The sequence below is a fragment of the Streptomyces sp. WAC03905 genome (assembly GCF_057371075.1).
Genome location: NZ_JBXYDZ010000003.1, coordinates 450,563 through 468,471, shown reverse-complemented (window position 1 = coordinate 468,471; position 17,909 = coordinate 450,563). Strand labels below are relative to the sequence as shown.

The 17,909-nt window shown below is 73.9% G+C and carries 25 protein-coding genes; 17 read left to right on the top strand and 8 right to left on the bottom strand.

All coding sequences use genetic code 11. The annotated features are described in order from the left end of the window. Positions 1-26: 26 nt before the first annotated feature. The 4 genes from AC2RP6_RS05090 (at position 27) to AC2RP6_RS05075 (ending at position 1,739) form a co-directional block, all read left to right on the top strand. Entirely contained in the window at positions 27-224 is a 198-nt protein-coding gene (locus AC2RP6_RS05090) for a hypothetical protein (protein ID WP_326478109.1), read from the top strand. Between the two features lie 123 nt (positions 225-347). Next, on the top strand, positions 348-806 hold the full coding sequence (locus AC2RP6_RS05085) for a DUF7144 family membrane protein (protein WP_486445052.1): 459 nt from the start codon (positions 348-350) through the stop codon (positions 804-806). 229 nt (positions 807-1,035) lie between these two features. Continuing rightward, positions 1,036-1,254: a hypothetical protein gene (locus tag AC2RP6_RS05080; RefSeq protein WP_486445051.1), complete on the top strand. Its 219-nt coding sequence runs from the start codon at positions 1,036-1,038 to the stop codon at positions 1,252-1,254. 245 nt (positions 1,255-1,499) lie between these two features. Next, the gene (locus AC2RP6_RS05075; RefSeq protein WP_486445050.1) at positions 1,500-1,739 is read left to right on the top strand and encodes a chaplin; all 240 of its coding nucleotides are present in this window, start codon (positions 1,500-1,502) and stop codon (positions 1,737-1,739) included. 92 nt (positions 1,740-1,831) lie between these two features. Here the strand turns inward: AC2RP6_RS05075 and AC2RP6_RS05070 are convergent, their stop codons facing one another. After that, on the bottom strand, positions 1,832-2,335 hold the full coding sequence (locus AC2RP6_RS05070; protein ID WP_486445049.1) for an ATP-binding protein: 504 nt from the start codon (positions 2,333-2,335) through the stop codon (positions 1,832-1,834). A gap of 241 nt (positions 2,336-2,576) precedes the next feature. On the opposite strand from AC2RP6_RS05070, the gene AC2RP6_RS05065 reads away from it, so the two are divergent. Next, entirely contained in the window at positions 2,577-3,224 is a 648-nt protein-coding gene (locus tag AC2RP6_RS05065) for a hypothetical protein (RefSeq protein ID WP_486445048.1), read from the top strand. 27 nt (positions 3,225-3,251) lie between these two features. Here the strand turns inward: AC2RP6_RS05065 and AC2RP6_RS05060 are convergent, their stop codons facing one another. Further along, positions 3,252-4,736: a glycoside hydrolase family 18 protein gene (locus AC2RP6_RS05060; protein WP_486445047.1), complete on the bottom strand. Its 1,485-nt coding sequence runs from the start codon at positions 4,734-4,736 to the stop codon at positions 3,252-3,254. A 293-nt stretch (positions 4,737-5,029) separates the two neighbouring features. Here AC2RP6_RS05060 and AC2RP6_RS05055 point away from each other — a divergent pair, with 293 nt between their 5' ends. Both AC2RP6_RS05055 and AC2RP6_RS05050 read left to right on the top strand, forming a co-directional pair. Continuing rightward, positions 5,030-5,305, top strand: a complete 276-nt coding sequence (locus tag AC2RP6_RS05055; RefSeq protein ID WP_486445046.1) for a hypothetical protein — start codon at positions 5,030-5,032, stop codon at positions 5,303-5,305. Between the two features lie 70 nt (positions 5,306-5,375). Then, positions 5,376-5,684: a hypothetical protein gene (locus AC2RP6_RS05050; protein ID WP_486445045.1), complete on the top strand. Its 309-nt coding sequence runs from the start codon at positions 5,376-5,378 to the stop codon at positions 5,682-5,684. 225 nt (positions 5,685-5,909) lie between these two features. Here AC2RP6_RS05050 and AC2RP6_RS05045 read toward each other — a convergent pair whose 3' ends face one another. From AC2RP6_RS05045 to AC2RP6_RS05035, 3 genes are all read right to left on the bottom strand, one after another. After that, positions 5,910-6,281, bottom strand: coding sequence for a VOC family protein (locus AC2RP6_RS05045; protein ID WP_486445044.1), 372 nt, complete (start codon positions 6,279-6,281; stop codon positions 5,910-5,912). A 38-nt stretch (positions 6,282-6,319) separates the two neighbouring features. Then, positions 6,320-7,432 (bottom strand): PP2C family protein-serine/threonine phosphatase, encoded by a 1,113-nt coding sequence (locus AC2RP6_RS05040; protein ID WP_486445043.1) that lies wholly within the window; start codon positions 7,430-7,432, stop codon positions 6,320-6,322. A 299-nt stretch (positions 7,433-7,731) separates the two neighbouring features. Then, on the bottom strand, positions 7,732-8,562 hold the full coding sequence (locus tag AC2RP6_RS05035; RefSeq protein ID WP_486445042.1) for a LysR family transcriptional regulator substrate-binding protein: 831 nt from the start codon (positions 8,560-8,562) through the stop codon (positions 7,732-7,734). A 58-nt stretch (positions 8,563-8,620) separates the two neighbouring features. Between AC2RP6_RS05035 and AC2RP6_RS05030 the strand changes: the two genes are divergently transcribed. After that, positions 8,621-9,025 (top strand): DUF5997 family protein, encoded by a 405-nt coding sequence (locus tag AC2RP6_RS05030; protein ID WP_486445041.1) that lies wholly within the window; start codon positions 8,621-8,623, stop codon positions 9,023-9,025. A 139-nt stretch (positions 9,026-9,164) separates the two neighbouring features. Here AC2RP6_RS05030 and AC2RP6_RS05025 read toward each other — a convergent pair whose 3' ends face one another. Next, entirely contained in the window at positions 9,165-9,620 is a 456-nt protein-coding gene (locus AC2RP6_RS05025) for a DoxX family protein (RefSeq protein ID WP_486445040.1), read from the bottom strand. 297 nt (positions 9,621-9,917) lie between these two features. Between AC2RP6_RS05025 and AC2RP6_RS05020 the strand changes: the two genes are divergently transcribed. The 6 genes from AC2RP6_RS05020 to AC2RP6_RS04995 all read left to right on the top strand — a co-directional run bounded on the left by AC2RP6_RS05020 (position 9,918) and on the right by AC2RP6_RS04995 (position 14,847). Then, a complete protein-coding gene (locus AC2RP6_RS05020) occupies positions 9,918-10,871 on the top strand; it encodes a tellurite resistance/C4-dicarboxylate transporter family protein (protein WP_486445039.1) in 954 nt (317 codons plus the stop codon). 69 nt (positions 10,872-10,940) lie between these two features. Continuing rightward, the gene (locus AC2RP6_RS05015) at positions 10,941-11,375 is read left to right on the top strand and encodes a VOC family protein (RefSeq protein WP_486445038.1); all 435 of its coding nucleotides are present in this window, start codon (positions 10,941-10,943) and stop codon (positions 11,373-11,375) included. A gap of 44 nt (positions 11,376-11,419) precedes the next feature. After that, complete coding sequence (locus AC2RP6_RS05010) at positions 11,420-12,106, top strand: Rossmann-fold NAD(P)-binding domain-containing protein (RefSeq protein ID WP_486445037.1); 687 nt, start codon at positions 11,420-11,422, stop codon at positions 12,104-12,106. 57 nt (positions 12,107-12,163) lie between these two features. Continuing rightward, positions 12,164-12,751, top strand: a complete 588-nt coding sequence (locus AC2RP6_RS05005; protein WP_486445036.1) for an RNA ligase — start codon at positions 12,164-12,166, stop codon at positions 12,749-12,751. 706 nt (positions 12,752-13,457) lie between these two features. Next, positions 13,458-14,459, top strand: coding sequence for a phosphatase domain-containing protein (locus AC2RP6_RS05000; RefSeq protein ID WP_486445035.1), 1,002 nt, complete (start codon positions 13,458-13,460; stop codon positions 14,457-14,459). Positions 14,460-14,478: 19 nt separating this feature from the next. Further along, positions 14,479-14,847 (top strand): PIN domain-containing protein, encoded by a 369-nt coding sequence (locus AC2RP6_RS04995; RefSeq protein WP_486445034.1) that lies wholly within the window; start codon positions 14,479-14,481, stop codon positions 14,845-14,847. Between the two features lie 7 nt (positions 14,848-14,854). Here the strand turns inward: AC2RP6_RS04995 and AC2RP6_RS04990 are convergent, their stop codons facing one another. After that, the gene (locus AC2RP6_RS04990) at positions 14,855-15,349 is read right to left on the bottom strand and encodes an SH3 domain-containing protein (protein ID WP_486445033.1); all 495 of its coding nucleotides are present in this window, start codon (positions 15,347-15,349) and stop codon (positions 14,855-14,857) included. A 454-nt stretch (positions 15,350-15,803) separates the two neighbouring features. Here AC2RP6_RS04990 and AC2RP6_RS04985 point away from each other — a divergent pair, with 454 nt between their 5' ends. Both AC2RP6_RS04985 and AC2RP6_RS04980 read left to right on the top strand, forming a co-directional pair. Continuing rightward, positions 15,804-16,178, top strand: coding sequence for a YbjQ family protein (locus AC2RP6_RS04985; RefSeq protein ID WP_030843377.1), 375 nt, complete (start codon positions 15,804-15,806; stop codon positions 16,176-16,178). A 44-nt stretch (positions 16,179-16,222) separates the two neighbouring features. Next, positions 16,223-16,852 carry a class I SAM-dependent methyltransferase gene (locus AC2RP6_RS04980; protein WP_486445032.1) on the top strand — a complete coding sequence of 210 codons (630 nt, stop codon included), beginning with the start codon at positions 16,223-16,225 and terminating at the stop codon, positions 16,850-16,852. Here AC2RP6_RS04980 and AC2RP6_RS04975 read toward each other — a convergent pair. Next, entirely contained in the window at positions 16,831-17,277 is a 447-nt protein-coding gene (locus tag AC2RP6_RS04975; protein ID WP_486445031.1) for a hypothetical protein, read from the bottom strand. The genes AC2RP6_RS04980 and AC2RP6_RS04975 overlap by 22 nt on opposite strands. Before the next feature lie 167 nt (positions 17,278-17,444). Here AC2RP6_RS04975 and AC2RP6_RS04970 point away from each other — a divergent pair, with 167 nt between their 5' ends. Further along, entirely contained in the window at positions 17,445-17,903 is a 459-nt protein-coding gene (locus AC2RP6_RS04970; protein ID WP_486445030.1) for an LPXTG cell wall anchor domain-containing protein, read from the top strand. The last annotated feature ends 6 nt before the right edge of the window (positions 17,904-17,909 follow it).

Genomic DNA, 17,909 nt, shown 5'->3' with positions numbered 1-17,909 from the left:
TCCTTCGGAGAGAAGTGAGTGCTCTCATGCGCTACGAGTTCCGCATCTCGGGCGTCGTGCCGGACACACTCGCCGCGAACTTCCCCGAGCTCGACCGGATCCCGGTCCGGGAACAGACGCTCCTCCTGGGCGTCGTGGCGGACGAGGCACACCTGTACGGGCTCCTCACACGCTTCCAGTCCCTGGGCCTGCGGGTGCTCGAAATGCGCCAGGTACCCGCCTGACGCCGCGCCCGCCACCGGACCGGAAGGGAGGACCACCCGCTTCGGGTGATCACGAGAAGCCGTCGGCCGGACGACACTGCGAGGTGTGTCCGGCGCGGTACCGCCAACTGTGAGGTGAGATCGATGGGCCAGTCGACACCGACCGGGGGAACTTGGAACACCGGCCCCGCGCCGGGCACCACACCGCTGTCCGGCGGGGGCGACGGAACCGGGGGAGCGGTCGGCACGTTCTTCGCCGCGGTCCTCCTCGTCGTGACCGGATGCCTCGCGATCTTCCAGGGCATCGCGGCCATCGCCGAGGACGACGTGTACGCGCGCCTCGGCAGCTACGTCTTCGAGTTCGACCTGACCGCGTGGGGCTGGATCCACCTCATCGTCGGACTCGTCGTCGTCCTGACCGGAGTGGGCCTGTTCTTCGGCTCCAACGTGGCCAGGGGCGCGGGCATCGCCCTCGCCAGCCTCAGCATCATCGTCAACTTCCTCTGGCTGCCCTACCAGCCGTGGTGGTCGATCATCATCATCGCGATCGACGTCTTCATCATCTGGTCCCTGTGCACGAGTTGGTCGCAGAAGCCCGCGTGACCCGACGCGGCGCACCGGCGGCCGCCCGGCCCGGCTCACCCCGGACCGGGCGCCGCCGCGCGCGCGGCCACTACTGTTCGGATCATGGCTCTACGACCTGACGAGTTCTACGACCACGCCGTCGCCGCGGCCGATGCCGAGCGGCGACTCCCGCCGGCCCGCATGACCGGGTGGGACATCAGCCCGTTCGAGTCCGCCGGGGCTGCGCGTCGCGCCGCTGCGCCCGCCGGTGCTGCCCGAGCCGGCGCGGCACGACGAGGATCCGTCGGACTGCGCCGCGTGCCGTGACCGGGACGACGGGATCTGGATCGACGACCGGTGGCGGCTGACCCGGATCACGGGAGTGGGCCTCCCGCTCGTTCTCATGCTGCATCCGCGCGATCACCACGACCTGGCCGACCTCCCCGACGCGCTGGCCGCCTCCTACGGAGGTCGCGGCCCGGTCTGAGGCCGCGGTTCCCCCTCCCGCTACGGCACGACAGGCACGTCGGGAGACCGGGACCGCCCCTCGAACAGGGCCTCGAACCGGCCCCCGCGCGGATACGTCCGAACGGAGGCCGCGGGACACCTCTTCGGGGGAACGGGGCCGTCGGGACTTCGGTCGGCGGTGGTCGGCTGCCGAAGAAGGAGGGGCGGCCCCCCTCGGGGCCGTGCGGTGCTCCGGCACCGCCCTGCACGACAAGGAGATTCCACGTGTCGCGTGTTCTGAAGAGTGCGGGCCTCGCCCTGGTGCTGGGCCTGGCGGTCATCGGCGGTGCCTCCTCGGCCTCCGCGGACTCCGTCGCGGAGGGCGTCGCGGTCGGCTCCCCGGGCATCCTCTCGGGCAACGTCGTCCAGATCCCGATCCACATTCCGATCAACGTCTGCGGGAACAGCATCAACGTGATCGGCGCGCTGAACCCGGCCGCCGGCAACACCTGCGTCAACGTCTGAACGACGTAACGCCGGCCCGTCCCGGCCGGACCCCCGGCCGGGACGGGCCGCACACGCGGCCCGCTACCGGCGCGGGCCGCCGAAGGCGCGGCTCAGGCGGCCCGCGCGTGCGTCCGTGAGGGAGCCGGCGCGTGCGTCTGCGTGGGTGCCGCCGTACGGGTCTGCGCACGGGCCCGGGTGTGGGCCCGGGCGGGCGCCCCTGCGTCACCCCGCGAACCCCGCGAGGGGGCCCGTGCGGCGGGCGGATGCCAGACGGCGCGCACGGACTTCCCCACCGTGTGCGACAGGACCGTCACCGAGGAGGTCAGCTCCTCGACGATGCCCCAGCCGAAGCCACCCCCGTTCTCGGCGTCGCCGCACCGCGGTACCGGGCGCGAGCTGCTGCTGTCGTAGACCTCGACGACGAGGGACTCGCGCGGGCAGGTCATCCGCAGCTGCCAGCCGCCCTCCGTGTGCCGCACGGCGTTGCCCAGCAGTTCGCTGACCACCAGCAGGACGTCATGGACGTCGGCCCACGGACACCTGGTCCGCAGGAAGCGGACAGCGGCGCGGCGTGCCAGTGCGGTGTCCGAGCGGGCGGAGTCGAGGACCAGCATGGGGAGCAGCCCCTTCGCGGGAGGAATGACGGTAATCGGGGCGAAACGCCCCTCCATCAGAGTCCCAGCGGCCGGTCCCCCCGGCCATCGGCAATTCGGCCGACCGCCGAGGGCCGAACGAACGGTCCACGGGCGCTCCCCGGCCGACGGCCGCCCCCCCCCGGCCGACGGCCGACCCCCCCGTAAGGTGGCGGGTCCGCGGCGTGCGAGGCTTGGCCGGCACCCGGAGGGAGATCACACGATGCACACGCCGAGCCGGCCCGAAGACCTCGACCACCCCGAGCAGTTGTGGGCCAGAGCCGCGATCATGGCCATGGTCGACGCCGCATGCTCCGCCGGCACGGAGTTCGCCCTCGACGACGACGGCCTGTGGTGCCACAGCACCGGCGGTGACGGCTGGTGGCGCCTGAGCGTGTTCGACGGGGGACGGGCCGTGTTCTGCGGCCAGGACCCCGACGGCAGCCACACCCACGTGGGCGGCGAGCAGATCGACTTCCTGGCGGGCGGGCCCGAATGGCTGCCCTGGGACCTCCTGCGGGACGACGCCGACGGCAACATGTTCGGCTTCGTCTACTGGTGGGAGAACGGTGCCTGGCACCGCATCCCGTACCCGGAGGAAGTGCGCGAGGACGGGCTGGAGGGAGCCGCGCCCTGGGTCGGCTCGCACGAGGAGTTCCTCGGGCTCACGGCTTCCTCCTTCGACGCCCCCCACGTGCACGAGCGGGCCCTCGCCGAGGCCGTCGACCGGTTCGCGGCACTCGTACGGGACGGCAAGGCCGACGTTGACGCGGTGACGGCCCTGCTCACCGCGCCCGGTGCGGAGGGCCGTCCCGCTCCGCGCCTCGACGTGGCGCTCGACATCGCCACCCGCGCGGGCATCCTGGCCTGATCCGGCCGAAGCCGGCCAGGGCGTCCGCTACTTGAGTGCGGCGAACGCCCTGGTGAAGGCCAGCGGCTGCTGGAGGATCGAACTGCACGTCGCGTCGGCGTGGTTGACGGCCCCCGCGGCGCACTGCTTGTCGCGCGTCGAGGACCACATCGCCAGCCTGCCGATGCCCTTCGCCGCCGCGAACTCCACCAGCTGCGTGGCGTCCGCGACGGTGAACACCTCGGTGCTCACGTCGTTGACGCCGATCATCGGCGTGACGGCCACGGCCTTCCAGGCCGCCGCGTCCGAGAGCCCGAGCACTCCCTTGATCTGGGCCTGCGTGGCCGTCGCGGCCTGGATCGCGTACTGCCCCATGTCCCCGCTGTACGCCGGACCGTAGTCCATCGCCATGATGTTGACGGCGTCGACGCGGACGCCGTTCTTGCGGGCGTCGGCCAGCAGCGCCACGCCCGGCTGGGTCAGGCCCTCGGGCATGACGGGCAGGGTGAAGGCCACGTCGAGCCCCGGGTGGGACTTCTGCAGCTTGGCGATGGCCTGCGCGCGGCGCGTGTTGGCAGCGGTGTCCGGCAGGGCCGCACCCTCGATGTCGAAGTCGACCTTGGTGAGCCGGTAGTGGTCGACGACCTTGCCGTAGGCGGCGGCCAGGTCGTCCGCGGTGGCGCAGTTCAGGGCCAGTTCGTGCCCGGCCGCCCCGCCGAAGGACACACGGACGTCCCCGCCCTTCGCGCGCAGCGCGCCGATCTGCGCGGCGACCTTGTCGTTCGCCAGATCGGTGACGCCGCCCCACAGCGGCGCGCAGGCGCCGCCGGAGGTGATGAAGGCGAGGTGGAACTCCTTCACGCCGGTCTGGGCCGCGGTGTCGAGCAGGTCGTAGGCGGGGTAGAGCGAGGTGTCCACGTACGGGGCGAAGCGCGCCCCGCCACCCGTGGGGGCGGGTGCGGTCGCCGTGGGGGAGGGTGTGGCGGTCCGCGTCGGTGCGGCGGAGGTGGCCGACGCGGTCGGGGCCGTGGTCGGCGCCGCGGTGGCGGTGGGACGGGTGGTGGGGCGCCCGCTCGGCTGGACCGTCGCACCCTGGTCCACAGAGCACTTCACCCCGTTGATGCGGCAGCCCGTGGGGTCGCCGGGGGCTCCGGAGCCGCTCGCCACGAAGCCGACGGTGACGGAGGCGCCGGCCGCCAGCTGTCCGTTCCACCCGGCGGGCTTCACGGTGACGCGCCGGCCGGCGACGGTGTGGGTACCGTTCCAGAGCGAGTCGATCTTCGTGCCCTCCGGGAGGTCGAACTCCAGCGTCCAGCCCGACTGTGCCTGGCCGGTGCTGTTGGTGATGACGTACTGCCCGGTGTAACCGCCGCTCCAGGAGCTGGATTTCGTGTAGACGGCGCCGACGGTACCCGCGTGTGCGGTCCCGGTGAGGGCGAAGGCCGCACCGCCGATCACCGCCGCCGCCACGATCGCGCCCGTGACCCTCGCCGTACGACTCGTCCTGCGCCGGTGACCGACTGTGCTGCCCATCGCGTGCCTGCCTCTGTGTTACTGGGGAGTTGGGGTTGCGGCAGCACGCTAGCCGCACCGAAACGGACATTCGTTCGTTTCGGTGCGGCTCTGATGAGTCTTAGGTTCCGCTTAAGGAAGGGGAAAGCGGGGGATCAGGTACGCGCGGCCCCGGCGGCCGGCCCGCTCCGGAGTCGGCCCACGGCCCGGTCCGCCCTGGGCGCTGACCGACCCGGCCTGCCGTGGTGTGGGGTGGTGGCGCCGGTCGTACGGTGGGAGGGGGTACGGAATCGAGCGCGGGTGAGGTGTGCGCCATGCGAAGGTCCGTCCGAACCGCCGGGGCCCTCACCGGCCTGGCCCTCACGCTCGGCGGCATCGTCGCCGCCGCCCCGGCCGCTCCGGCGGACATCCCGGCCTGCACGCAGATGGCCGCCCAGGCGGGCACCGCCACGACCGACGCCGTCACGGCCGCCTGCCGCCGCGGCGTGGTCGGCGACCTCCAGGGCTGCGTGTCCGGCCTCACCGAAGCCGGAGTCCCGGGCGGCGCCGCCACCGGCGCCTGCCGCCTGGCCGCCCACGAACCCCGCTGAAAGCCCGCCCGAGCCGCCTCCGAGAGGTGAGTACGGCCTGGCGGGACGGGATTGGGGCACGGGTGGGGCGGTGTCCTCCCCGGTGGTTCTGCTGCCGACCCTCCGAGGCTCTGCCCGGGTCGACCCGCCGGCGGAACTGCTCCTCGGGGGACATCCCTACGCCCTCGCCATCGAGTTCGGGCTTGTCCTGGAGACCGCGCGGACCCTCTTCCGCACCGGCGGGGCCCTCGTTCTGGCCCCGTCGCGCCCGGTCTCGTTCCTGACGCAGCGCGATCTGCACGGCGGCGACGGGGCCGCCGGCCGGGTGCCGCAGGCGGTCAGCGTTCGGCCGACCGCGCTCCTCGCCGCCGGACTGCCGGTCGGCATGGTCGCCCCGTAGGCTGGCCCTCGGCGCCCTCGCCCGCCGACTCGCCGACCTCGTGGCCGGCGTGCGAACCCGGCCCGCCCGGGCCCGGCCCGCGTCGGCCGCCGCCGCCCCGACGGCGTCCGACCCCCCGCCACAGCATTCCCGCGGGCGCACCTGGTCACGTGCGTACCCGCGCAGGCCGATCCGGGCCCGCCGACACCGGACCCGAACCGGTCGGCCGGCGGCCCGCTCCGGGGGTCAGCCGTGGGTCGTGTCGATCACGCAGAACCGGTTGCCCTCGGTGTCGGCCAGCACCACGAAATCCGGGTCCTCCGGGTAGGAGTCCCAGTCCACGTGCCGCGCACCCAGCGCCAGCAGGCGCGCCACCTCAGCCGCCTGCTCCGCCGCGTCCGCCGCGTACAGGTCGAGGTGGACCCGGGGGCGCTCCTGGACCGGGGTGACGCTGCGCCCCAGCGCCAGTCCGGGCCCGCGGCCGTCGGCCGGGACCAGGACCGTCCAGCCGTCGTCCACCGCCCCGTCGCGCGGTACGTACCCCAGCGCCCCGCCCCAGAATTCCGCGGCCCGGCGCACGTCCTCGGCGCCCATGACGATCGTCCCGATGCTCAGCATGATCCGATTCTGGCAAACGCGGCCGGCCGGGGGCCGCCTCAGGTCCGCGCGGAGAGCTCGACCGCGACCATCGCCGCGTCGTCGCCCAGGGTGTTCCCCGCCGCGTGCGCGAGCAGGTCCTCGCACAGGTGGTCCAGCAGCGCCCGCGGGTGCAGGCCGCCGCACGCGGCGAGGCGTTCCCGGAGCGGATAGAAGGTGCCCGTCCGGTCGCGGGCCTCCAGAACCCCGTCCGTGTACAGCAGCAGCACGTCACCCGGCCCGAAGGGGAAGGTCTGGTCGGTGACCGTGGACGCCACGAGCCCGGCGAGACCCAGCGGCGGCGCGGACCGGGCCACATCCAGGCTCACGACCGCGCCGTCGCGGCGCAGGATCAGCGGCGGCGGGTGCCCGCAGCTGACCAGGCGCACCACCGGCTCGTCGTCGGGGAGCTCCAGCAGTGCCGCCGTCACGAAGCTCTCGCCCGCGCCCTCCGTCCCGCCGCCGTCCAGGTCCGCCGAGACCGCGGCCTCCAGGTAGTCCGCCAGGCCGGGCAGCCCGGCCTCCTGGTGGGCGGAGGCCCGGAACGCACCCAGGACGAGCGCCGCGTCCCCCACCGCCTCCAGGCCCTTGCCGCGGACGTCGCCGATGATCAGCCGCGTCCCCGTGCCCGTACGGGCGGCCGCGTACAGGTCCCCGCCGATCCGGGCCTCCGCCGCCGCGGCCAGGTACACCGAGGCGACGCCCAGTGGCCCGATCCGGTCGCGCAGCGGCCGCAGCACCACCTGCTGGGCGGTCTCCGCCACCGTCCGCAGCTGGACCACCTCCTTCTCGTGCACCTCCCGCAGGTGGGCGAAGAAGGTCACGAAGACCGAGATCATGACGAGCGCGATGATCTGGAAGGTGTGGTTCAGGTCGGTCAGGGTGGTGCGCGTCGTCGAGACCACCACCTGGGCCAGTACTGCCACCAGGCCCACGAAGCCCGTCATCCGGGGCCCCGCGAACGATGCCGTCATGGCGGGTGCGGCGACCAGGAACGGCCCGAGGTGCACCTCCGGTGGAGCCAGGACGTCGACCACCGTCACCACGGCGATCAGCGCGAACGGCGCCACCAGCTGTGCGTGGCTCAGCTGCCGGGACCGGTGGTGACGCGGGGGCGGCGGCCGGAGATCCATCCCTCCTGCATACACCGGGAGGCGACCGGGATCCCCGAAGCCAGGCCGTCGGCGGACCGGCCGGCCCACCGACGGTTCAGCCGGTCCCGCACGGCCCCGGCGGCCTGATCCGGTCCGACCGACCGGAGACGCCCCCTGAGCCCTGTCGTCAAAGTTGCACCTGGCCCGCGGTGTCCGGCACCGCACCTCGCCGCGTTGTCGGGGCGCCCGAGTACGTCCAGTACTCGGGCGCCCCTCCGCCTTGCGATGCACGGCACCGGACACCGCGGGCCTGACCGGTGCCACTTTGACGACAGGACCTACGGGCGCCGGCCGGGCTTGCCGCCCTTTCCGCCCTTGGCCCCACCGGAACCGCCGCGCGGGCTCTTCCCCGTCGACCTCCCGGACGTCGACTTCCCGGACGCCGGCTTTCCGGACCCGCCCCCGGCCCCGCGCCGCGCACCGGCGCCGCCGGCCTTCCCCGTGCCCGCCACCTCCGGCCGCTTGCGCTTCGCCTTCGGCTGCGCGGGCGTCTGCGGACGGCCCCGCGTGGAGTTCACGGTCCGGCCGCGGACGATCCCGATGAACTCCTCCACCAGGTCCGGCGTGGGTTCCGCCTGCGGCCACGACAGCGCCACCCGGGACGTCGGCGCGTCCGAGACGGGCCGGTAGGTGAGGTCCCGGCGGTGGTGCAGACGGGCCAGGGACTGCGGTACGACGAGTACGCCCACGCCCGCCGCCACCAGCTCGATCGCGTCCGCCGTCGTGGCGGGCCGCTCGAACGCGGGCTGTCCCGGCAGCTCCTCCCACTCCAGCGTGTCGTCGAGGGGCTGCCACACGACCTCGTCGGCGAGGTCGGCAATGGTGACCTCCTCGGCGGCCGCCACCAGGTGGTCCTTGGGGACGACGACGACCGTGGTCTCGGTGTAGAGGGGGATCGCGCTCAGGTCGGTACGGTCCACCGGGAGCCGGACGAAGCCCGCGTCGGCGTCACCGGACCGCAGTACGCCGAACACCTCGGCGGAGGCCACCTGCGCGAGGGTCAGCGGGACGTCGGGCAGCCGCTCGTTCCAGATCCGCACCCACTTCGCAGGGGTCACGCCGGGGACATAAGCGAGCCGGAACGCATGGGGTACTTCCGAGCCTGTCACCCCGCAAGGCTACCGGGCGTGGTCGGAACCCGTGCACACGCTCGATACCCTTGACCTCATGACGTCGCACCAGAACACCCAGACGATGAAGCCCGCGACCGCGGCGAAGAAGCTGGGCGTGTACCTCGAGGCCACCCCCGCAGAGTTCCAGGAGGGTGTCGTCTCGCGCAGTGAATTGAGTGCGCTCCAGGCCGACCCGCCCCAGTGGCTCCAGGAGCTGCGCCGCAACGGTCCCCACCCCCGCCCGGTGGTCGCCTCCAAGCTCGGCGTCTCCATCGCGGGCCTCGCCCGCGGCGGCGTCACCGAGCCCCTCACCACCGAGCAGATCGAAGCGCTGAAGCAGGACGCCCCCGAGTGGCTCCAGCGGGAGCGGGCCACCCAGGCCGACGTCCGCAAGGAGGCCGTGCGGATCAAGGAGCGGAACGCCGAGCGGGCCGAGAAGGCGCGCAACCAGGAGTCCTGACCCGCGCCACCCGCGCCCCGGACTGCTGTCGAGCCCGGTCCTCCCGCACGGAGAGGGCCGGGCCTGCCGGACTCCATCCGCCGGGAAGGCGGCGCGGAGGGCTCGGGAGGTGCCGCGCAGGAGGTGCAGGACCGATTCCTCACGCGGCCACGGTCTCCGGGCGCGGGTCGTCCCGGTGCCCGGTGGAAGCCGAGGCGCGCGACGCGAAGAGGGAGTCCAGCGCGAGGGCGCCGGGACCGGTGAACACCAGCAGCAGGAAGGCCCAGCAGAACATCGCCGAGGCCTCACCGCCGTTCTGCAGCGGCCACAGCGCACCGGGCTGATGCACCGTGAAGTACGCGTACGCCATCGATCCGGAGGCGACGAAGGCGGCCGCCCGGGTGCCCAGGCCGAGCAGGACCAGGGCGCCGGCGAGCAGCTGGATGGCGGCCGCGTACCAGCCGGGCCAGGTGCCGGCCGCGACGGTGCCGCCGCCGTGGGCTCCGCCGAGGACGCCGAAGAGCGAGGCCGCCCCGTGCGAGGCGAAGAGCAGGCCCGTGACGATCCGGAACAGGCCGACGGCGTAGGGCTGGGCAGGGTCGAGACGTGCGTTCATGGGGGGGAGGCTCCTTCGGTGGGGGACGGGTCCCGAAGTCGTGCCGAACAGCTCGATCGCGAGCGCCCCATAGGTTAGGTAGCCCTAACAGGTGTGACAAGCGCACGTTCCGGCCACTCCGCCCGAGCCGCACCGGACGCTACGCCGCCCCCTGGCGGCCGCGTCGGCGGCGCGCGCGGCCTTCCCCCGGCCGGACTCCCGGCGTGGACGCCGGCCGCGGACTCCCTGCGCGGACTCGGACGGCCCGGTCGGACCCGTCAGCTGGCGGTCCGCCGGCACCTGGGGTCCGCTGGAGGCGTGAGCATCCTCCCCGGCCCGGGCTGGTGGGCGGGCCTCCCGCCGGCGGCGGGGGCCGCCGTCATGGCCACCGGCATCCTCTCCGTCGCCCTGCACTTGACCGGACACGAGGCGCTGTCGGTCCTCGCCTTCGTCATCGCCGTCGCCCTCTGGCTCGTACTCGCCGTCGACTTCACGGCGCGGCTGCTGGGCGACCGCGGGCGGTTCCGGGCCGAGGCCGACACCCCGGCCGCCCTGACGGCCGTCGCCGCCACCACCGTCCTCGGCACCCGGCTCTCCCTGTTCGGCTGGCAGACCCCGGCCGCCGCCCTGCTCGCGCTGGCCGCGCTCGTCTGGCCGGGCCTCCTGCTCAACGTCCTGACGCACTGGCGCCGCCGCATGCCCGGAGGAGCCTTCCTCGGGTGCGTGGCCACCCAGGGGCTCGCCGTCCTCGCGGCGGTCCTCGCCGCCGTCGACCGCCAGGACTGGCTGGCCCGGGCGGCGCTGGCCGCGTTCTGCCTCGGACTGCTGCTGTACGGGGCCGCCTTCTTCCGGTTCGACCTGCACGAGGTGGTGGGCGGGGCCGGCGACCACTGGGTCGCCGGCGGCGCGCTCTCCATCTCCGCACTGGCCGGCTCCAAGCTCACCGCCTCACCCGTCTGGTCGGGTTCGGCGCACACGGCCCTGCGGACGGTCACGCTGGTCACGCTCGCCCTGTCCCTCGTCTGGTACGTCGTCCTCCTCGCCGCCGAACTGCGCCACCCCCGGCCGCGCTACGACATCCGCCGGTGGGCCACCGTCTTCCCGCTCGGCATGACGTCCACCGCCTGCCTCTCCGTCGCCGGCCCGGCCGGGATCGCCTGGCTGGTGCCGCTCGGCGAGGTCCTGCTCTGGATCGCCGTGGCCGCCTGGCTGTTCACCGTCGCCGTTCTGATCGCCTCCCACCTCGCAGCCCGGCGCACCCCCACCGGGTAGGGAGATGGCCACCGACCGGGCCGCCGCTCTCCTGTGGCGGGGCCGACGCCCGGTCAGTAGGGTCCCGGCATGGCGTACACGTTCCAGCTGACGATCGACTCGCCCGACCCGCACCCGCTCGCCGACTGGTGGGCCGACGCCCTCGGCTGGGAAGTGGAACCCAGCGACGAGCCGTTCATCCGCGGCCTGATCGCCGCGGGACACGCGACCGAGGACGACACCACCACCCACCGCGGCACCCTCGTCTGGAAGGCCGGGGCGGCGATCCGCCACCCGGACGGGCTCCAAGGGGCGCCCCGCATCCTCTTCCAGTTCGTCCCCGAACCCAAGACCGTCAAGAACCGGGTGCACCTCGACGTGCGCACCGGCGACGACGACCCGCGGGCGCTGGTCGAACGCCTCGTCGCCAAGGGCGCGAAGCACCTCCACGAGGGCCGCCAGGGCCCCAGCACGTGGACCACGCTCGCCGACCCCCAGGGCAACGAGCTCTGCGTCTCGCACTGAGGCGCACCCACCCGGCCCGCCGGACACCCCTTAGGCTTCCACGGGTGAAGGTCATCCTCTTCGGCGCGACCGGGATGCTCGGCCGGGGCGTCCTGCGCGAATGCCTGCGCGACGACTCCGTCGACGGCGTCCTGGCCATCGGCCGCCGCCCGCTCGGCGTCAACCACCCCAAACTGCGCGAGCGGGTGCAGGACGACCCGTCCGACCTGTCCGCCGCCGGGGTCGACCCGGCCGCGTACGACGCCTGCTTCTTCTGTCTCGGCGTCTCCTCCGTCGGCATGAAGGAGGAGGACTACCGGCGCGTGACCCATGACCTGACGCTCGCCGTGGCCCGGCCGCTGGCGGCCGCCAACCCGGGAATGACCTTCGTCTACGTCTCCGGGGAGGGCACCGACAGCACCGGACGCGGCCGTTCCATGTGGGCCCGCGTCAAAGGGCGGACCGAGAACGACCTGCTGGAACTCCCCTTCCGCGCCTACATGTTCCGCCCCGGCATCGTCCAGCCGGTGCGCGGCGTACCGTCCAGGACCCGGCTCTACCGCGTCCTCTACGCCGTCACCGCGCCGCTGGTGCCGCTGCTGCGGCGGTTCGCGCCGGACCTCGTCATCACCTCCGAGGCCTTCGGCCGCGCCATGATCGCGGTGGCCACCCCCGGCACCGAGGTCCTCGGCCACATCCTGCGGCCCGCGGACATCAACCGCCTGGGAGGTGCCCGGACCAGGGGTAATTGAGTACCGAGCACCCCCTCCCGCAGGCGAGAATGAGCCATCTCAAACCGGGAGGACCCCATGAGCCAGGAGACCCTGACTCTGCACGACCTGATGCCCGCCCAGGCGCTGGCCGACTCGATCGACGCCGGGTACGTGAGCCGCAAGCCGCACCCCGAGCTGCCGCTGTCCATCTACACGTACACGCGGACGGCCCAGTACGAGCGCGTCTGGAACGACGTCACCACGCGCTGCCGCGGACTCGTCGCCGACGACGAGACCGGCGCGATCGTCGCCCTGCCGCTGCCGAAGTTCTTCAACGTCGGCGAGCACGAGTCGGGTCAGCCCTACGCCCCGGCCCTCCCCGACGAGCCGTTCGAGGTGTACGACAAGGTCGACGGCAGCCTCGCGATCGTCTTCCACTACGCGGACCGCTGGCGGGTCGCCTCCAAGGGTTCCTTCACCAGCGCCCAGGCCGTCTGGGCGCAGCGCCGGCTCGACGGCGCGGACACCGCGGCCCTGCACCCGGGCACCACCTACCTCGCGGAGATCCTGTACCCGCAGAACCGCATCGTCGTCGACTACGGCGACCGCCGCGACCTCGTCCTCCTCGCCGCCTTCGGCGCGGACGGCACCGAGGTGCCGCTCGCGGACGCCGCGGCCCACTAGGACGGGATCGGTTCCGTCGTCACGGTGTGGCCCGCCATGCCCCTCGGGGAACTGCTCGCGCTCGCCGAGTCCAACACCCTGCCCGGCGGTGCCTCCGCGAACGGCATGGACGCCGAGGGCTTCGTCCTGCGCTTCGCCTCCGGCGTGCGCGCCAAGGCCAAGCTGTCCGAATACGTACGGCTCCACAAGGTGCTCACCGGCGTGACCGCGCGGGACGTCTGGCGCGGCCACGGCGTGCAGCGCTTCGCCGGCCTGCCCGCCAAGCAGCTCGCCCAGGGCCTGAACTGCACCGTCGCCGACATCGAGGCCGCGGGCGGCAAGCCCCTGGACGCGCTGCTGGCGCAGGTGCCCGACGAGTTCGACCACTGGGTGCGCGAGGTCATCGCGGACCTGGAGGAGGCGGCCGCCCGCCACGAGCGGGCGATCGACGAGGCCTACGCGGGCCTCGCGCACCTGGCCGCCGACCGGGGCGCTTTCGCCCGGGCCGTCGCGCAGCTGCCCGACCGCACCGTCCGGCCCGCGATGTTCATGCGGCTCGACGGCCGGTCGACGGAGCTGACCACCTGGCGCCGGGTACGGCCGGAGACCGCCGACCCGTACATCACCGACGAGGAGGACCGGACCCTCCCCGAGGAGGGGGACCGGACCGCCCCCGCGCCCGCTCGGGAGGGTGCGGGCCGGCCGCGGCGTGCCCGCCCGCACGCCCGTGGCTGCGCCGCGGATCCCGGCGGCGGCGCCGGACCGGGCCGACGCGCCCGCGCGCCGGGAGGCCCCGCTGCCCGTCGTCCACGTCATGACGGGCCTGCCCGCCTCGGGCAAGACGACGGCCGCGCGGGCCCTGCAGGCCGAGGCCGGCGGCCGGATGCGCCGGGTCAACCTCGACGACCTGCGGGCCATGCTCGACCTGCCGGATCCCGCGAGGGGCCGCAGCTTCGCCCACGAGCAGACCGTCCTGGCGGTCCAGGACGCGGCGGTCCGCGCGGCCGTCGACGGCGGCTTCGACGTCGTCGTCGACAACACCCACCTGACCAAGCACATCCCCAAGCGGCTGAAGGCGGCCGTCGGCGGTCTCGCGACCTTCGTCGTGCACGACTTCACCGACGTCCCGCTGGAGGAGTGCCTGCGCCGGGACGCCGCCCGTGAACGCCGGGTCGGCGAAGAGGTCATCCGGGTCCTGGCCGAGAAGCACCGCAACGCCCGCAAGGGCGGCTGGCGGCTGACGACGGAGTGGATGAACGGCGGTTCCGGAGCGGTGGCCGCCCCGCCCGTGACCCCGTACGTCCCCGACCCGGCGCTGCCGACCGCGGTGATGTGCGACATCGACGGCACGCTCGCGCTCACCGGCGACCGGGGCCCGTACGACTTCACGCGCTGCGAGCTCGACCTGCTCAACGAGTCGGTACGGCACGCCCTGAACGCCTTCCGGCGCGCGGACGGCGACGTGATCGTGCTGCTGTCGGGCCGCGGCGAGGAGTACCGGTCGCAGACCGAGGCCTGGCTGCGCCGGCACGAGGTGCCGTACGACGAGCTGTGGATGCGCGCGGCGGGCGACACCCGCCGCGACGACGTGGTCAAGGCGGAGCTGTTCGACGCGCACGTCCGCCACCGTTACGCGGTGCGGGTGTCGCTCGACGACAGGGACCGGGTCGTCGCGGTCTGGCGCCGGATGGGCCTGCCCACCTGGCAGGTCAACTACGGCGACTTCTAGACCGGGGCCAGGTGGCGGGATGAGGACCGTTCTGATCGTCGATGCCGCGAACGTCGTCGGGTCCGTGCCGGACGGCTGGTGGCGCGACCGGCGCGGTGCCGCCGAACGGCTGCGGGACGCGCTGGCCGCCCGGGCGGCCGCGGGGCAGGACGACGAGGAGACCGTCCTCGTCGTCGAAGGCGCCGCCCGCGGCGTCGGGTCCGTGCCCGGCGTACGGGTCGAGGCGGCGTCCGGCAGTGGTGACGACCTGATCGTGGAACTGGCCGCGGCCGGTGCGGAGGACGGCTGCGCGGTGGTCGTGGTCACGGCCGACCGCGAGCTGCGCGAACGCGTCCGGGCGTACGGTGCGCGGTGCGTGGGACCGCGTACCGTACGCCCGGTGGACTGACCGCGGGTCAGCGGCAGTACTTCACCTCGGAGAGGTTCTTGACGTAGCGGGCGGAGACCCAGCGCTCCCTGTCGTAGGCCTTCGCGCGGTTGCGGTCCTCGCGGTCACCGCGGTCCTGGCGGTCCTCACGGTCCTCGCGGTCCTCGCGGCCGGAGCCGTTCTCCCAGTCGCGGTCCTCGTGCAGGCGGTACCAGATGCGGTTGCCGGCGACGTTCTCGCCGTACTTCTTGCACTCGATCTCGACCCTGCTGTTCGGCTGCACCTGGCCGACGGCGCGGGACTGGGTGGTCGGCTTGCTGCGGACCTTCAGCGGGCCCTTGGAGACCACCTTGCCGCGGGCGTACTTCTCGTACGGGTACTCGCCGGGCTGCGCGGACGCGGGAACCTCGCCGACGATGATCTCCCGCGGACCCTCGTCCGCGACGGCGGCGCCCACCCCGACCAGACCGAGAACCAGGCTTCCGGTGGCGAGAGCGAGGGTGGTTCTGGTGGGCTTCAGCATGAGCCGACTCCTCTGTGAAGACGTCCGACCGGCCGCGGCACGCGGCACGGGACGGCAACCGACGGTTGCCAGGGACGACTATGACCAGGAGCGGGACCCCATCCCGGGTGACGCACCGGCGTTTAGCCCGATATGAGCAATCTGTCCACCGGGGGCCCGGTGGCCGTACCCGCCCCCGTACGGGCACGGCCGCCGAGCGGGGCCCCGGGGGGACAGGGCCGCTGCCGGCCGGGCGGCCGGCAGACCAGCACTGTACGGGCGTGACGCCCGCGGCCGCGCCCATCCAAGGGTGGAGACCGGCCTACCGCGTTGGGTGGTGACCCCGTACAACCAGGGCGGTACTCAAGGGGGTTGACGGGCACGCCGCAGGGATACCGGCCGGCTCGCCGCCCGAATGCCCCGATCGCCGGTCCCTCCGGATGCGGCGGCGGGCGGGGCGCGCCAGAGTGGGCGCATGGGTATCGATGACTACGGCGGCGGAGCCGGCGCGCACGAGAGCGGCGTCCTCGTCGTGACGACCAACGACGTCCCCGGCTACCGGGTCGAGCGGGTCATCGGCGAGGTGTTCGGCCTCACCGTGCGCTCCCGCCACCTGGGCAGCCAGATCGGCGCCGGACTGAAGTCGATGATCGGCGGTGAACTGAAGGGCCTGACCAAGACCCTGGTCCAGACCCGCAACCAGGCCATGGACCGGCTCGTGGAACAGGCCAAGGCGCGCGGGGCGAACGCCGTGCTGATGATGCGTTTCGACGTCACGGACGCCGCCGACGTCGGGACCGAGGTCTGCGCCTACGGGACGGCCGTCGTCCTGGTCCCCGCCTCCACCTGACCGTCCTTGTACGGTGTTCCCTCCGGAGACGAAGGGGCGGGCCGATGGGTCGACGCAAGTCAGCGGCAGAGGTGTTCGACGCGGTGGGGGAGCGCTACGAGGAGGCGTTCGGGCAGGTGCCCGGCCAGATCGCGGCCCTCGACTGGCTCATCGCCCGGCTCCCCGCCGGAGCCCGCGTGCTGGACGTGGGCAGCGGCACCGGACGGCCCACCGCCGAGACCCTGGTCCGCGCCGGCTGCGACGTGACCGGCATCGACGTCTCGGCGGCCATGGTGGCCCTGGCCCGTGCCAAGGTCCCCGGCGCCCGCTTCGAACAGGCCGACGTACGCACCTGGACGCCGCCGCCCGGCGGCTTCGACGCGGTGTGCTCCTTCTTCCCGCTGCTGGTCATGGACCAGCCGGAGGTGGCGGCGGCTCTGGACCGGATGGCTTCCTGGACCGCACCCGGCGGGTACTTCGTGATGGCCACCGTGCCGGGGGACATCCGGGGTCTGGACATCGAGTGGATGGGACACGAGGTCAGCGTGAGCAGCCTCTCCACCGAGGACCACCTGACCCGGCTCGCCGACCGGGGCCTGGAGGTCCTGCACCACCACACGGCGACGTTCCGTCCCGCCGGCGAGGGGGCGGTCCCCGAGGAACACCTCTTCTGCTACGCCCGCCGCACGCCCTGACGGGCGGACCCGGGAGCGGGGCGGGTGCCGGGCCGGCAGGCGGGCCCGGCACCCGTTGCGGCGGGGAGGCCGGTCGGCGGTTGCGGAGGTGGTCGGTCAGCGGTTGCGGAGGAGGTCGACGATGACCTCGCGGCCGGAGGCCGCGGTGAGGGCGGCGGGACCTTCGCCCGGACGCCGTTGCCGCCGGTGACGAAGAAGTGGTCGGGGGAGCCGTTGGGGTCCAGCGCGCTGTTGTCGACGAGGTACGTGCGGCGCGAGCCGGCCGTGAGGGTCTTGCCGGGCAGCGGGGCCCACTTGCCGCCGGCCTTCAGCAGCAGTTCTTCGATCATCTCACCGGCGCGCGAGGCGCTGTTGGCGCGGATCCCCTCGCGGTCAGGCGCCGCCGCGGCCCGGGTGGACCCGGGGGCCGGCGGCCTCGGCTTCACGACACCCGCCGTGCCGGGAACCGGTGCACATTCCCGGAATGTCCGCTGAACGCCCCCGGCGCCGGGAAAGTTTTCCGCAACCGGCGGCAACCTCCGGGCAGGTCGCGCGTCGTGCGGGGGTGAAGGGGCGCGGTCCCGCGTCCCCGACCCGACCGTGGAGAACCACCGTGAAGAACCTCAAGCGTGTCCCCCTGGCCGTCCGCCGCACGGCCGTCGTCGCGGCCGCCGCGGGGGCGGCCGTCGCCCTCGCCGGCCCGGCCCATGCCGCCGGCGGAGCCTCGGCGGCGCCCTCCCCGGCGGTGAGCGTCCCGGCCAGTGCCTCGCCCAGCGCCTCGCCCGGTCAGGGCGGTCCCGCCCCCGTCCCCTCGGTCAGCACCCCGTCGAGCGGCGGCAAGGGCGACGGCAGCGCGTCCCCCAGCGCCGCCCCCAGCGCTTCCCCGAGCCTCCCGGGGGCCGGCACCCGGCCCGGCGCGTCCCCCTCGGACCCGGCCGCGGCACCCGACGGCGCGGAGCTCGCGCATACTGGCTCCTCGGCCACGACCGTCGCGATGGGGGCCGGGGCCACCGGACTGGTCCTCGCCGGCGCCGCAGCCCTCTACGCCGTGCGGCGCCGCGCGAACAGCTGAGGAACC